Origin of the sequence: Brucella sp. NBRC 14130, assembly GCF_040371715.1 — a bacterium.
In the GTDB taxonomy this organism is placed as follows: Bacteria; Pseudomonadota; Alphaproteobacteria; order Rhizobiales; family Rhizobiaceae; genus Brucella; species Brucella intermedia.
Genome location: NZ_BAABTE010000006.1, coordinates 82260 through 96302 on the forward strand (window position 1 = coordinate 82260; position 14043 = coordinate 96302).

Below are 14043 nucleotides of genomic sequence, written 5' to 3' on the forward strand. Positions count from 1 at the left end.
ACTTTTCGGGATGCGCTCTCTTTCAGGCAATGACCTTATTCGAGGCCGACGATCTTGCCGCCATCCCACTTGAAGATGTCGAAGCTCGGCGAGCTGAGGTCGCCGCTGGCGCCGTAGGTCAGCGTGCCGATAGCCGTTTCGATCGGCTTGCCGTCATGCAGAGCCTTGGCGACGGCAGCCGAGTCATCGGCGGAGCCGGCGCGTTCGATGCCAGCCTTGATGACTTCCACGGCGGCATAGGCGTTCATGGTGAAGGCTTCAGCCGGGATGTTCTTGGCCTTCAGGGCCTCGATGGCATCCTTGGAGGCCGGGTTCTTGGTGGCGTCCTTGGCGTTGGTGAAGAGCGTGCCCTGTGCGTTGGTGCCGCCGATTGCCCAATATTCGGTGTTGGACAGGCCTTCGCCGCCGAGAACCAGGGCCTGGAGACCGGCGTCGTGCAGCTGGCGCGACAGGAGACCGCCTTCGGCATGGTAGCCGCCGAAATAGACCACTTCGGCACCGGCAGACTTCAGCTTGGTGACGAGCGCGGAGAAATCCTTGTCGCCCGGCGTGACGGAATCATAATGCACTTCCGTGACGCCGCCCTTGTTGATCGCCGCCTTGAAAGCGTCGGCCAGACCCTTGCCATAGGCGCCCTTGTCGTGAATCACGGCGACCTTCTTGTCCTTCAGGTTCTTCAGGACGTAATCAGCCATGACTTCGGCCTGCTGGTCGTCCCGGCCGCAGGTGCGGAACACGTTTTCCAGATTGCGCGCGGTCAGGTCCGGACCGGTGGCGGTCGGGGTGACCATCAGGACGTTGTTTTCCGCGAAAACGTCGGAAACCGGAATGGCGACGCCGGTCGTGACCGGGCCGACAACGAACTTGATGCCGTCGCCGACGATCTGGTTGGCGGCGGAAACACCCTGCTTCGGTTCACCGGCATCGTCGGCAAACTTCAGAACGACTTTCTCGCCCTTGATGCCGCCAGCCTTGTTGATGACTTCGACGGCGGTTTCCGCGCCCTTCTTCACCTGGTCGCCGAAAGCGGCGACAGGACCCGTCAGCGGTGCAACGACGCCGATGGTGATGTCTGCATAGGCGGCGCTGGCAAAGCCGAGTGTAGCTGCGAAAGCCACGCTGGACAGAAGTTTCAGGTTCATTCTTTTTCTCCTTTGGTGGGGCGGCGTCCTCCGACGGCCCCGAGACAACCCTTGCCGGTCAAATCTCAGCGCATCCGCGCTGCCGAATTGCCGGGCCCTCCCTTTTGTTCATCGCATGATCTCAAAGGGGTGATTCAGAGCGCCAGACGCTCCAAATCATATGCATCAACGCGCATCTTGCCCGAAAACCGTTTCACACTTTTCGGGATGCGCTTCAAAAGCACGCCGCACCGCCGCCTCGAAGAGGCCGGAGCCATAATATTATCCGAAACAGCATCCGCCCTTTCGGAATCATGCTCCGGAACGGGAGCGAGCTTTCATGATGTAATAAGAATGCATTTCCGGCTTCCGATTGCAAGGGGCCAAGTACCCGCAAATACAACGAAAAACCGCCTCCTCCTAACTGGCTCCTCCCTCCTTCTTCCATGATGGTGATCTCTTCGCAAAAAAGGCCGCGATCCCTTCCGCGGCCTCCGGTGTCTCCCATGTGTCGGCAAGGCGGGTGAGCGTCATGTCGATCACCGCTTCGTCGATCGGCGCGCCCAGCGCATGGACCAGCCGCTTGGATGCGGCAACGGCTGCGGGCGCGGTGGCGAAATAGGGTTTGATCTCCGCCTCCACCGCCGCATCAAGACGCTCCGCCTCGACCACATCGTGCAACAGCCCGATGCGCCGCCCCTCCTCGGCATCGAACAGCCGCGCCGAGGTGAATGTGCGCAGCGCATTGGCCTGGCCGATACGCGCCACCACATAGGGGCTGATGGTGGCCGGTATCAGGCCAAGCTTCGTTTCCGTCAGCCCGAAGCGCGCGCCGGAAATACTGATTGCCGCATCGCACACGCTGATGAGGCCGACGCCGCCGCCATAGGCCTGCCCGTTGATGCGACCGATCAAGGGCTTCGGCAGGTCGCGCAGCGCTTTCAGCATGAGGGCAAGCTTGCGCGCCTCCTCGGTGCGCTGCGTGCGCGTCGCCTTCACCTGCTCCTGCATCCAGCCAAGGTCGCCGCCCGCGCAAAAGCTCGTGCCCGCGCCGGTCAGGATCACGATGCGCAGGGCTTCATTATCCGCCAGATGAAGCGCTGCCGTCGTCAGCTCATCGATCATAAGGCCGGACAAGGCATTATGCTGGTCGGGCCGGTTGAGCGTCAGCGTCGCGACGCCGCGCTGATCGACAGCGATTTGAAGCGTCTCGAATTCCTTCATGCGGCTCTATCCTGACGCAGGCTTTGCGCGAACAAGGAAGCCTGCTTCAGCTTGTCCAGATCAAGGCCGGTTTCAAACCCTGATCCATGCAGCATTGCGACCACGGCAACCGTATCGACATTGCCCCTGGCGCCCGGCGCAAAGGGACAGCCGCCAAGACCGCCAACCGATGCATCGAACACGCGCAGGCCTTTTTCCAGGCTGACGCGGATATTGTCGAGCGCCTGCCCGCCAGTGTCGTGATAATGACCGGCAAGGCTGTGCGCCGGTGCGATGGCCAGCACCGCATCGAGCATGGCGGCAACCCTGTCCGGCGTGCCGCGCCCGATGGTGTCACCAAGGCTCACCTCGTGACAGCCGAGCGAAAAGAGCTGCTCGGTCACATCGGCAACCGCCTGCGGGGCCACCGGTCCGTCATAGGGGCATTCGACCACGCAACTCACATAGCCACGAATGGCCAGACCGTCATTGATGGCGGCACCGATCACCGGAGACAGGCGCTCGATGCTTTCAGCGATTGAGCAGTTGATATTGGCCTTTGAAAAACCTTCCGAGGCGGAAATGAAAACCGCAATCTCGTCGACATTGGCGGCAGCAGCACCCTCATAGCCCTTCATGTTGGGCACCAGCGCCGAATAACGCACGCTGTCGGCGCGCCTGATCCCGGCCATCACTTCCGTGCTGTCGGCCAGTTGCGGCACCCATTTGGGGCTGACGAAGCTCGTCGCCTCTATGCGCGAATAGCCGCAATCGGACAGGCGGTCGATCAGCGCGATCTTGTCGGCTGTCGGCACAAACCGCTTCTCATTCTGCAGGCCATCACGCGCAGCCATTTCAACGATTTCCACGTGTTCAGCCATGTTGCTCCTCCAACTCGACCAGCAATGCACCTTCACTGACCTGATCGCCCGCCACAACGGTTACGGATGCAATCTTGCCGTCTCGCGGCGCGGTCAGTGACAGTTCCATCTTCATCGCCTCCATCGTCACCAGCGGATCGCCCTTGGCGACGCTTGCACCTTCCACGACGGAAACCAGCGCTACCCGCCCCGGCATCGGCGACAGGATGCGGCTTTCGCTCGAAGCATCCTCTTCCGCGCCTATCGACTGCACATGATGAAATATGGTGTCCCGGCCCTCGAATTGCACCGTCACATCATGCCTGATGCGCGAGACTGAGGCCTCCCTCATGCGGCCATCGACAGCAAAACGAACCAGCCCGTTTTCATGGGCGCGGATTTCCAGTTCGCCGAAGGCAAAGCCAAAATGCCCGCCGCCTCTGGCCGTAAAGCTGACCATGCGGCGCTCGCCGTGATGATCGAGCAGAACCGAGCGCGATGCCTCGCCCCAAAGCCGGAACCCGCGCAGGCTAACCCATGGATCGCCTTCGGGATCGCCGATCACTGGCGCATCCAGAAGGTCGAGCGCACCAAGCGCGGCCAGCCCAAAGGCAATATCCGAAGGCGGCTCAGCGGTGAAAAGCGCCGCCGCCTCGCGCCCGATCAGGCCCGTATCGACATCGCCGGTGCGGAAAGCTTCGAGCTTGCAAAGCGCCGAGAGGAACTGGCGATTGGTGACGAGGCCCGCAATCCGGGTCTTGTTTAGTGCCGCATCAAGCCGGTTGAGTGCCTCATCACGCGTTGCGCCATGGGCGATGATCTTTGCGATCATCGGATCATAGAACGGCGTGATCGTATCGCCGGTTCGCACACCCGAATCGACCCGCGCATTTTCTGGCGGTGCGAACAGAGCGAGCTTGCCGGTGGCAGGCAGAAAATCACGCGCCGGGTCTTCCGCATAAAGCCGCGCTTCGAAGGCCCAGCCGTTTATGGAAAGTTCGTCCTGACGTTTCGGCAGCGCCTCGCCGGAAGCCACACGCAATTGCCATTCGACCAGATCAAGCCCGGTGATGGCTTCCGTCACCGGATGCTCCACTTGCAGGCGCGTGTTCATTTCCATGAAGAAGAAGCGGTCCGGTCGCAGCCCTTCCGATACATCGGCGATGAACTCCACCGTGCCCGCACCGCAATAACCGATGGCGAGCGCGGCCTTCACCGCCGCCTCGCCCATGGCGGCGCGCATTTCCGGCGTCATGCCGGGGGCAGGCGCTTCCTCGATCACCTTTTGATGGCGGCGTTGCAGCGAGCAATCGCGCTCGAACAGATGCACGGCATTGCCGTGGCTGTCGCCAAAGACCTGCACCTCGATATGGCGCGGCTTCGCCATGTATTTTTCGACCAGCACGGCACTGTCGCCAAACGAGGCTTCCGCCTCGCGCCGCGCACTGTCGAGTGCTGCCGCGAAATCGTCTGGCTGATCGACACGGCGCATGCCCTTGCCGCCGCCGCCCGCGCGCGCCTTGATGAGCACCGGATAGGTGATGCGGTCGGCCTCGCTTTTGAGGAAGGCGCCATCCTGATTGTCGCCGTGATAGCCCGGAACGACCGGCACGCCTGCCTTTTCCATCAGCGCCTTGGCGGCATCCTTCAGCCCCATGGCGCGAATGGCCCTGGCCGAAGGGCCGATGAAAGTGAGGCCCGCCGCCTCGGCCGCATCCACGAAGCCGGCATTTTCGGAAAGAAACCCATAGCCCGGATGGATGGCCTCGGCGCCGGTTTGCCTTGCGGCCTTGATGATCGCCTCGACATTCAGATAGCTCTGCGCGGAAATGGCAGGGCCGACCCGCACCGCCTCGTCGGCCATCTCGACATGCAGTGCACCGGCATCCGCATCGGAATAGATCGCGACCGTTGCAATGCCCAGTTTGCGCGCCGTGCGGATGACCCGACAGGCAATTTCTCCGCGATTGGCAATCAGTATCTTTTTGAACATCACTCTTGCCCTCGCGGAATGCGGGCGGAAAACCGCTTTACACTTTTCCTCATCCCGCGCCTCCTCACATTCTAAACAAGCCGAAACGCGTCGGCTCTACCGGCGCGTTCAGCGTGGCGGAAAGCGACAGGCCCAGCACTTCGCGGCTCTTGCGCGGATCGATAATGCCGTCATCCCAAAGCCGCGCCGAGGCATAGAGCGGGTGGCTCTGGCGCTCGAACATCTCCAGCGTCGGGCGCTTGAATTCCGCTTCCTCCTCCGCCGACCATGTGCCGCCGGTGCGCTCGATCCCGTCGCGCCTGACGGTTGCCAGCACGCCAGCCGCCTGTTCGCCGCCCATCACCGCGATACGGCTGTTCGGCCATGTCCACAGGAAGCGCGGCGAATAGGCCCGCCCCGCCATGCCGTAATTGCCAGCGCCATAGGATGCGCCGATCAGCATGGTGATCTTCGGCACATTGGCGGTTGCCACCGCCGTCACCAGCTTGGCGCCATTCTTCGCGATGCCTTCGGCCTCATATTTGCGCCCGACCATGAAGCCGGTAATGTTCTGCAAGAACATCAGCGGAATATTGCGCTGGCAGCAAAGTTCGATGAAATGCGCGCCCTTCAGCGCTGCTTCCGAAAACAGCACGCCATTATTGGCGATGATACCGACCGGCATGCCGTAGACGCTGGCAAAACCGCACACCAGAGTGGTGCCGTAACGCGCCTTGAACTCATCGAAATCCGAACCGTCGACCAGCCGCGCAATCACCTCGCGCACATCATAGGGAATGCGCGTATCGGCGGAAACGACTCCCAGAAGCTCCTCCGGGTCGTAAAGCGGGGCAGCGCCATCGCCACGCGAAATGAAGCCGCGCTTCTCGCTGTTGAGATTGGCGGCAATGGCGCGCGCGATCTGCAAGGCATGGGCGTCATCATTGGCCAGATGATCGGCGACACCGGAAAGCCGCGTGTGCACATCGCCGCCGCCGAGATCTTCCGCGCTCACCACCTCGCCGGTTGCAGCCTTGACCAGTGGGGGGCCTGCCAGAAAGATCGTGCCCTGACCCCGCACGATCACCGTTTCGTCGCTCATGGCGGGCACGTAGGCACCGCCTGCCGTGCATGAACCCATGACGACAGCGACCTGCGGAATGCCTGCCGCCGACATCTGCGCCTGATTATAGAAGATGCGCCCGAAATGGTCGCGATCCGGGAAAACCTCGTCCTGATTGGGCAGGTTGGCCCCGCCGGAATCGACCAGATAAATGCAGGGCAGGCGGTTTTCGCCCGCGATCTCCTGCGCACGCAGATGCTTTTTCACCGTCACCGGATAATAGGTGCCGCCCTTCACCGTCGCATCGTTGCAGACGATCATGCAGTCCCGGCCCGAGACGCGCCCGATGCCGGTGATGATGCCAGCCGAAGGAGCCGCCCCGTCATACATGCCGTGCGCCGCCGTCAGTCCCACTTCGAGAAAGGGAGAACCCGGATCGAGCAATTGCGCCACGCGCTCACGCGGCAGCAGTTTTCCGCGCGAAACATGGCGTTCGCGGGCTTTCTCGCCGCCGCCGTCGATCGCAATGCGCGAGGCTTCCGCCACCACATCGATTGCCGCAAGCATCGCCTTGCGGTTGGCCTCGAAGCTGGCGCTTCGGGTGGAAATTTCGGATTTGAGAACCGCCATCAACGGGTTTCCTGAAAGAGTTCCCGCCCGATCAGCATGCGCCGGATTTCGGATGTGCCTGCGCCGATTTCATAAAGCTTGGCATCGCGCAGCAGGCGTCCGGTCGGATAATCGTTGATATAGCCATTGCCGCCCAGCGCCTGGATCGCCTGCAATGCCATCTGCGTGGCGTTTTCAGCCGTATAGAGGATACAGCCCGCCGCATCCTTGCGCGAGGTCTCGCCCCGGTCGCAGGCAGCCGCGACCGCATAGGTATAGGCGCGCGAGGCATTGAAGGTCACATACATGTCGGCAAGCTTGCCCTGCATGAGCTGGAATTCGCCGATTGGCTGGTCGAACTGCTTGCGCTCATGCACATAGGGCACCACGACATCGAGACACGCCGCCATGATGCCGAGCGGTCCGCCCGCCAGCACCACGCGCTCATAATCAAGGCCCGACATCAGCACATTGACGCCCTTGCCTTCGGTCCCGAGCAGGTTTTCGGCAGGCACTTCGCAATCCTCGAACACCAGTTCGCAGGTGTTGGAGCCGCGCATGCCGAGCTTGTCGAGCTTTTGCGCGGTCGAAAAGCCCTTGAAGGTTTTTTCGACGATGAAGGCGCTGATCCCGCGCGGGCCTGCCGACGGGTCGGTCTTGGCATAGACCACCAGCACATCGGCATCGGGGCCGTTGGTGATCCACATCTTGTTGCCGTTGAGAATATAGCGCTCGCCCCGCTTTTCGGCGTGAAGCTTCATCGAAACGACGTCGGAACCGGCTCCCGGTTCGGACATGGCCAGCGCGCCGACATGCTCGCCGGAAATGAGCTTCGGCAGATATTTCTCGCGCTGTTCGGGCAAACCGTTGCGGGTGATCTGGTTGACGCAGAGATTGGAATGCGCGCCGTAGCTGAGGCCGATGGAAGCGGAAGCACGGCTGATTTCTTCCATCGCGATGCAATGGGCAACATAGCCCATGCCGGCGCCGCCATAGTCTTCAGGCGCGGTGATGCCAAGCACGCCAAGCTCGCCCAGTTCACGCCACAGATGCATGGGAAATTGATTGTTGCGGTCGGTTTCAGCGGCCAGCGGCGCAATGCGGCTTTCCGCAAAACGGCGCACCGTATCGCGAAGGGCTTCGATCTCCTCGCCAAGACCGAAATTCATGCCCCCCCAATTTTGGCCCGATGCAAACATACTCGTCCTCCACAAGTTCTGCCCGGCGGCCATCCTCTGCAGGATGGCTTATGTTGAAGGCAGAGTGTCCCGTGGCGGTCAAATAGGCAATGGCCTTGCGTGGCGTTCTGTGGCTATTTATTGCCGGATAACGAAATTTTGTTGCGCTCGCTACCCGGCAATTCCAAACAGTTGCAGGATGATCAAATCAGTCCTCATGAAGCTCGGCAATGTCCCGATAGAGCTCCAGGGCTTCCGGATTGGCCAGCGCCTCGCGGTTCTTCACCTCGCGTCCATGCACGATGTCGCGCACGGCCAGTTCCACGATCTTTCCCGACTTGGTGCGCGGAATATCGCGGACGGCGACGATTTTCGCCGGGACATGGCGCGGCGTGGCGCCGGTACGGATTTTCGCCTTGATGCGGGCCTTGAGATCGTCGTCCAGCGCGACACCCCCGGCAAGCCGCACGAACAGCACCACCCGCACATCCTTGTCCCAGTCCTGCCCGATGCAGAGCGCCTCCGCGACTTCCGGCATCTGCTCGACCTGATTGTAGATTTCCGCCGTACCGATGCGCACGCCGCCGGGATTGAGCGTCGCATCCGAACGGCCATGAATGACGATACCGTTATGCGCTGTCCATTCGGCAAAATCGCCGTGGCACCAGATATTGTCGAAACGCTCGAAATAGGCGGCCTGATATTTCGCGCCTTCCGGATCGTTCCAGAATTCCAGCGGCATGCAGGGAAAAGCTTTCGTGCAAACCAGTTCGCCCTTCTCGCCCCGCACCGGCTTGCCATCGTCGTTCCAGACATCGACCGCCATGCCAAGGCCCGGGCCCTGGATTTCGCCGAGCCACACCGGTTCCGTCGGGACGCCGAGCACGAAGCAGGACACGATATCCGTGCCGCCCGAAATGGAGGCAAGATGCACCTCGCTCTTGATCGCGTCATAGACGAAGGCAAAGCCTTCCGGCGACAGTGGCGAACCGGTGGACGAAATGGTGCGCAGCGCCGACAGATCATGCGTCTCACCGGGCTTCAGCCCGGCTTTCAGCACGGCATCGATGAATTTCGCCGACGTGCCGAAATAGGTCATGCCCTCGGCGGCGGCATAATCGAACAGCACATTGCCGTCGGGATAGAAGGGCGAACCGTCATAGAGCAGCAGCGTTGCGCCGGAGGCGATGCCCGAAGCCAGCCAGTTCCACATCATCCAGCCGCAGGTGGTGAAGTAGAAGAAGCGGTCATCCTCGCGCAAATCCGCATGAAGGCGGTGTTCCTTCAGATGCTGCAACAGCACGCCGCCCGCCCGATGCACGATGCATTTCGGAATGCCCGTCGTGCCGGACGAAAACAGGATATAAAGCGGATGATCGAAGGGCAGCCGGGTGAACTCCACGGCCCTGGCCCGGAATGGCTCCAAGGCCGCATCAAGCGCAATACCCTTTTCCGCCTTGTCTGCCACGGCTTCCGCTTCGCCCAGATAGGTGACGATGACGGCCCGCTTCAGCCCCGGCAGTTTTGCTGTTACTTCGGCAATCTTGCCGGCCACGTCGATGCGCTTGCCGTTATACCAGTAGCCGTCGCAAGCGAAGAAAAGCTTCGGCTCGATCTGGCCGAAACGGTCGAGCACGCCCTGCACGCCGAAATCCGGCGAACAGGAAGACCAGACCGCGCCGATGGACGAAGCGGCCAGCATGAGGGCAACCGCCTCCGGCATGTTGGGCATCATGCCCGCCACGCGGTCGCCGGGCTCAACGCCTTCCGCCAGCATGAACTGCTGCAATCTCGACACCAGCGCATGGAGATCGTCCCAGCTCAGGCGCCGTTCGACCTTGTCCTCACCGCGAAAGACGATGGCTTCTCCGTCGCCATCATGGCGCAACAGGTTTTCCGCGAAATTGAGCCGCGCCTGCGGAAAGAACCTTGCCTCGCGCATATGGCCCTTGTCGACAAGGGCCGTATTGCCGCGCTCGCCGACGACCTCGCAGAAATCCCACACAAGCTGCCAGAAACCGGCGCGATCCTCGACAGACCAGCGATGCAGCGCGGCATAATCCGGCAGGCTCTGGCCCGTGCGCTGTTCGGCGCGAATGCGGAACTGCTCCAGATTGCTGGCGGCGATGCGCCCCGCATCCGGCTGCCACAGGGGGCGGTCATGCGAAAGCTGCGTGGGGACTGCGTTGGTGCTCATCATTCCTCCCAGAACCATGCGGAGCAGATCCTCTCCCGATCAACTCCGTCACGGATTTCTAGAAGAGAGTTTCCGATCCGTCCATGCTTTTCCCATGGGCTGGTGGTCAAGGGCGCAAGAAGAGGCATCAGCAACGCATCATTGCCGCATGAGCAGCGACTGTCTTGCCATGCAAAAAAGCGTGGCCTATTTAAAGCCAGCACCGGAGTGCAGTTCCTGCCTTCGGCGCAAGAAAGATATCCAGTTCTCAGGGCGGGGTGAAACTCCCCACCGGCGGTAACGGGTCAAGGACCCGAAGCCCGCGAGCGCCTGTCACGGCAAATGTGTCAGGGTCAGCAGATTCGGTGCAATTCCGAAGCCGACGGTCATAGTCCGGATGAAAGAGAACGAGGTTGGAAGCATGCGCGTGCCGGACGGCTTGCCGTCTTCATTGTGTTGTTTTTCTTCCCGTACCCTGAGGTGACAGGCTTGCCAGGGCAAGTTCCGGCGAAAGCGGAACGCGCCCTATCGTTTTGCCGCATCTTTGCGTCGCCAGATGTTTTCATCTGGCTGCAAAATGCTCCGAAGGAAGAAACCGTTGAGCCAACTTGCCTCTGCCCCAACTTTGAAACCGACCGTGCGCGGCGCAGCGCTGATGGTCGCGGCCTGTTCGGCCTATGCCGCAGTCAACGTCGCCACCCAATGGGCGGGAACGCGTACCGGCATTCCATCCGTCATCATCGCCTTCTGGCAATATGTGATCGCGCTGGTGCTGACACTGCCCATGCTCATTCGCGATGGCGCGGGAGCCCTGCGCACCAGCCGCTTCGGCCTTCATGTCATGCGCGTCGCGCTGGCTGCCGCTGGCGTGCAGGTGTGGATTTACGCGCTGACCCATGTGCCGATCTGGCAGGTGGTCGCCCTGTCCATGACCTCGCCGTTCTTCGTCATCCTTTGCGCACGGCTGTTTCTGCGGGAAAAGGTCACGCCGGCGCGGCTGCTCACCACATTCGCCGGCTTTGTCGGCGCGCTGGTCATCATCGCGCCCTGGTCGGACTCCTATACGGTCTATTCGCTGCTGCCGGTCCTCGCCGCCGCACTGTGGGCGGGCTATTCGGTGATGACCAAATATCTGACCCGTTTTGAAAGGCCCGCCAGCATTTCGGCCTATATGCTGGTGCTGCTCACCCCCATCAATGCAGCGCTTTGGCTGGCATCGGGCCTCAGCATGACGGCAATCGCCGCGCCGAGCGTCGAGATCTGGTCGATATTGATCGTCATCGGGGCCTTCACTGCCCTGGCGCAATATTTCCAGATTGCAGCCTATTCGATCGCGGATGCGGTTTATCTGCAGCCGTTTGACGATCTGAGACTGCCGATCAATGTGATTTTCGGCTGGATCGTTTTTGCCGCCGCGCCGGGCATCAACTTCTGGCCGGGGGCCGCGCTGATCGTCGGCGCATCGCTCTATCTGATGCGGCAGGACAGCGGCACGACGCGCACAGCCTGACCGATCGGGTGGCCCGCCTGCCTATCGGACGACAGGCAGGCAGCCCTGCGTGGCTTCGGCAGAGCCGCGCTCATATACGCCGACCCAAACATCGAGCCTTTTCACCAGCCAGCGGTGGAGCGGATTCTCGAACAGGTGATAGGCAGCAGCAGCCGTCAACACGCTGGCGACAGCAGCCCCACAGATGACCAGAACCGCGCCCGCCGTCGTCTCGCTCCATCGCTCCGGCGCCATTCGGAAAAACATCATCCCGACCAGCGGATGCAGGATGAAGATGCCAAAGCTGTAACGGGAGAGGCTTGCCAGCCGGCGCCATTGCAGCGGCGTAGAAATGCCCTGACTGGATGCGAGATAGAGCACATAGACGCCCGTATAAATGAATGCCAGCCGCAAGGGACCTTCCAGCGTGTGGGGTTCGCCCGGGCCGTTTTCGGGGTGGCAGAACAGAAAGACGGCGAGGCAGGCGGCAAGCAGGCTTTTGACGACCGCCCCCGGCATGGCCGGATGTTCCCTGCGGGCAAGCCACATCCCGAAGAGAAAGGAAGGCAAGGCCCGGAAGACGCCCACATTTGACAGCTGAATGCGGGTAAGCGACAGGACGCCGAGCTTTTGCGCCAGATATTCGCCTGCCACAGTCGCAACAATGACGCCGACAAGCACCCAGCTCCCGAAACGGCGGCACACCATGTCGAACAGCGGGAAAGCCAGATACATGGCCAGAAGCGCGCTCAGCGACCAGCTGACATAATTGTAGGAGGAGGTGTGGCCCAATCCCCAATTGTGGACCAGCAGCAACTGGGCCAGCCCGTCGCGCCAGTTTGTACTGTGCTCGCCCAGAGGGTGCAGGATTCCCGCCGCCGCGAGGGCGGATAGCAGCGCGAAACAGGAAAAGGCAACCACGTGCAGCGGATAAATCCGCGCCAGCCGCTTGCCGACGAAAGCCACATAACGGGGCCAGCTCCAAAGATAATTCCGCCGCCGCGCCAGAAAGAGTCCAGAGACGATAAAGAAGACATCGGTAAAATAAGAAAAGGCTAATATAAATTCATTCAATGTTTCATTCTTCACCGGAATTCGGAAGGAAAAATGAAAGACGGCGATTCCTATACATAATAGAAACCGCAAACCATCGAAATCGGGAAGCCTGTTCATTCACAAAAGCCATGCAAAATTACTTTTACGAAACTCTACTTACCAACTTTTTGGGAGTTGTCGAGCATGGCCGTCCGGGAAATCCGGTCGAATGTCGCGGGGTTTTCCAGCGCGCAGCATTGCTCGTTCGATGACAGCTGTCGCGATGATCGAACTGGTATGTGACTGGCTTGTCGGGAAGGAAAATTTGGTGGAGCCAAGCGGGATCGAACCGCTGACCTCCTGCATGCCATGCAGGCGCTCTCCCAGCTGAGCTATGGCCCCATCAGACCTCTTTCGAGGTGGGCCAGGCAGGACTTGCTGCCCGGTGTGGCGGCTTATTAAATGGCGTTCGCGAGAAGATCAAGAGCTAAATCGCAACTCTTTTCACATCTGCCAAAAATAATTCACAGATCGCGGCGGTCTTCCATGCAAGAGGCGCCCAAACGCAACGAGGCGACCCGATGGCCGCCTCGCAAATGCATCATGTCCGGACCGGCTGAACAGATCAGCCTTCTTCGTCGTCGCCGCCGACGCCGCCACCGAGAATGCCCGACATGTCGTCGTCCTCGTCTTCCTCTTCTTCGAGGAAGGTGTCGTCATCGTCATCGCCCAGATCGACATCGTCGTCGTCGATATCCGGCAGATCGTCGCCGCCGCCCTTGGTTTCGTCGTCGGCATCCTCGAGCGAGACGAAATCCGGCTTTTCCAGTGCCGTATCCAGTTCTTCCTCTTCGGTTTCCTCTTCAACGACACGGCTTTCAAGCGTGGAGTCGAAATAGGACCGCGGATAGGAAATGCCGGTGTAAGGCGAAACGATCGGATCACGATTGAGATCGTAAAATTTCTTGCCCGTTTCCGGGTCGATACGCTTGGTACCAAGTTCAGCTTTTGCCACGTCTAGCCTCGTTAATTTGCACGGGGACACAAATTCATATTATCGCGCCGGGATGCCTGCCTCGAAGCATACAGCCCATCACCATGCTGCTCACTGAACCATATGGCAAGGGGCAAGTCTCAAGCGCGTTTACAGTGTTGTCCGGTGCATAAACGCAATTTGGCGCGTTTGTCAAAGCCAAACGCACGCGCATATGCAGACTCTTCCGCCTCCGTGTCGCCTGCGCCGCGTATTCGCGGATGACCACACAATATTACTATGCTAGGGAAGCCCCGCTTATCTCTCAATCCCGGCGCGAGATCGCGCCAAAATGTGACTGTGA

Annotated in this window: 10 protein-coding genes, 1 tRNA gene and 1 riboswitch; of the genes, 1 reads left to right on the forward strand and 10 read right to left on the reverse strand. The window is 60.7% G+C overall.

Annotated elements, in window-relative coordinates; genetic code table 11:
* Nucleotides 1-35 precede the first annotated feature (35 nt).
* From ABWW28_RS13910 to ABWW28_RS13940, 7 genes are all read right to left on the reverse strand, one after another.
* Nucleotides 36-1142, reverse strand: coding sequence for a branched-chain amino acid ABC transporter substrate-binding protein (locus tag ABWW28_RS13910; RefSeq protein WP_021587691.1), 1107 nt, complete (start codon nt 1140-1142; stop codon nt 36-38).
* A 399-nt stretch (nt 1143-1541) separates the two neighbouring features.
* The gene (locus ABWW28_RS13915) at nt 1542-2345 is read right to left on the reverse strand and encodes a crotonase/enoyl-CoA hydratase family protein (RefSeq protein WP_112672490.1); all 804 of its coding nucleotides are present in this window, start codon (nt 2343-2345) and stop codon (nt 1542-1544) included.
* Nucleotides 2342-3205 carry a hydroxymethylglutaryl-CoA lyase gene (locus ABWW28_RS13920; RefSeq protein WP_112672488.1) on the reverse strand — a complete coding sequence of 288 codons (864 nt, stop codon included), beginning with the start codon at nt 3203-3205 and terminating at the stop codon, nt 2342-2344. Before ABWW28_RS13920 ends, ABWW28_RS13915 begins: the two co-directional genes overlap by 4 nt.
* Nucleotides 3198-5177 carry an acetyl/propionyl/methylcrotonyl-CoA carboxylase subunit alpha gene (locus ABWW28_RS13925; protein ID WP_112672486.1) on the reverse strand — a complete coding sequence of 660 codons (1980 nt, stop codon included), beginning with the start codon at nt 5175-5177 and terminating at the stop codon, nt 3198-3200. The genes ABWW28_RS13920 and ABWW28_RS13925 overlap by 8 nt, the downstream gene beginning before the upstream one ends.
* A 64-nt stretch (nt 5178-5241) precedes the next feature.
* Nucleotides 5242-6849 (reverse strand): carboxyl transferase domain-containing protein, encoded by a 1608-nt coding sequence (locus ABWW28_RS13930; RefSeq protein ID WP_265975003.1) that lies wholly within the window; start codon nt 6847-6849, stop codon nt 5242-5244.
* Nucleotides 6849-7997, reverse strand: a complete 1149-nt coding sequence (locus ABWW28_RS13935) for an isovaleryl-CoA dehydrogenase (RefSeq protein ID WP_476375493.1) — start codon at nt 7995-7997, stop codon at nt 6849-6851. Before ABWW28_RS13935 ends, ABWW28_RS13930 begins: the two co-directional genes overlap by 1 nt.
* A gap of 217 nt (nt 7998-8214) precedes the next feature.
* Nucleotides 8215-10203: an acetoacetate--CoA ligase gene (locus ABWW28_RS13940; protein ID WP_112672542.1), complete on the reverse strand. Its 1989-nt coding sequence runs from the start codon at nt 10201-10203 to the stop codon at nt 8215-8217.
* Nucleotides 10204-10442: 239 nt separating this feature from the next.
* Nucleotides 10443-10595, forward strand: a riboswitch (FMN riboswitch).
* Nucleotides 10596-10780: 185 nt separating this feature from the next.
* On the opposite strand from ABWW28_RS13940, the gene ABWW28_RS13945 reads away from it, so the two are divergent.
* Nucleotides 10781-11692 carry a DMT family transporter gene (locus ABWW28_RS13945; protein ID WP_006471222.1) on the forward strand — a complete coding sequence of 304 codons (912 nt, stop codon included), beginning with the start codon at nt 10781-10783 and terminating at the stop codon, nt 11690-11692.
* A 21-nt stretch (nt 11693-11713) separates the two neighbouring features.
* Here the strand turns inward: ABWW28_RS13945 and ABWW28_RS13950 are convergent, their stop codons facing one another.
* From ABWW28_RS13950 to ABWW28_RS13960, 3 genes are all read right to left on the reverse strand, one after another.
* Nucleotides 11714-12844: an acyltransferase family protein gene (locus ABWW28_RS13950; protein ID WP_112672480.1), complete on the reverse strand. Its 1131-nt coding sequence runs from the start codon at nt 12842-12844 to the stop codon at nt 11714-11716.
* A gap of 188 nt (nt 12845-13032) precedes the next feature.
* Nucleotides 13033-13108, reverse strand: a tRNA-Ala gene (locus tag ABWW28_RS13955).
* Nucleotides 13109-13331: 223 nt separating this feature from the next.
* Nucleotides 13332-13721 (reverse strand): TIGR02300 family protein, encoded by a 390-nt coding sequence (locus ABWW28_RS13960; RefSeq protein ID WP_006471224.1) that lies wholly within the window; start codon nt 13719-13721, stop codon nt 13332-13334.
* Nucleotides 13722-14043: the final 322 nt, after the last annotated feature.

What these genes read in the sequence shown, in the direction of transcription:
- ABWW28_RS13950 (WP_112672480.1), bottom strand. Translation starts at nt 12,844, where the DNA reads ATGAACAGGCTTCCCGATTTCGATGGTTTGCGGTTTCTATTATGTATA.
- ABWW28_RS13935 (WP_476375493.1), bottom strand. Translation starts at nt 7,997, where the DNA reads ATGAATTTCGGTCTTGGCGAGGAGATCGAAGCCCTTCGCGATACGGTG.
- ABWW28_RS13915 (WP_112672490.1), bottom strand. Translation starts at nt 2,345, where the DNA reads ATGAAGGAATTCGAGACGCTTCAAATCGCTGTCGATCAGCGCGGCGTC.
- ABWW28_RS13930 (WP_265975003.1), bottom strand. Translation starts at nt 6,849, where the DNA reads ATGGCGGTTCTCAAATCCGAAATTTCCACCCGAAGCGCCAGCTTCGAG.
- ABWW28_RS13925 (WP_112672486.1), bottom strand. Translation starts at nt 5,177, where the DNA reads ATGTTCAAAAAGATACTGATTGCCAATCGCGGAGAAATTGCCTGTCGG.
- ABWW28_RS13920 (WP_112672488.1), bottom strand. Translation starts at nt 3,205, where the DNA reads ATGGCTGAACACGTGGAAATCGTTGAAATGGCTGCGCGTGATGGCCTG.
- ABWW28_RS13910 (WP_021587691.1), bottom strand. Translation starts at nt 1,142, where the DNA reads ATGAACCTGAAACTTCTGTCCAGCGTGGCTTTCGCAGCTACACTCGGC.
- ABWW28_RS13940 (WP_112672542.1), bottom strand. Translation starts at nt 10,203, where the DNA reads ATGAGCACCAACGCAGTCCCCACGCAGCTTTCGCATGACCGCCCCCTG.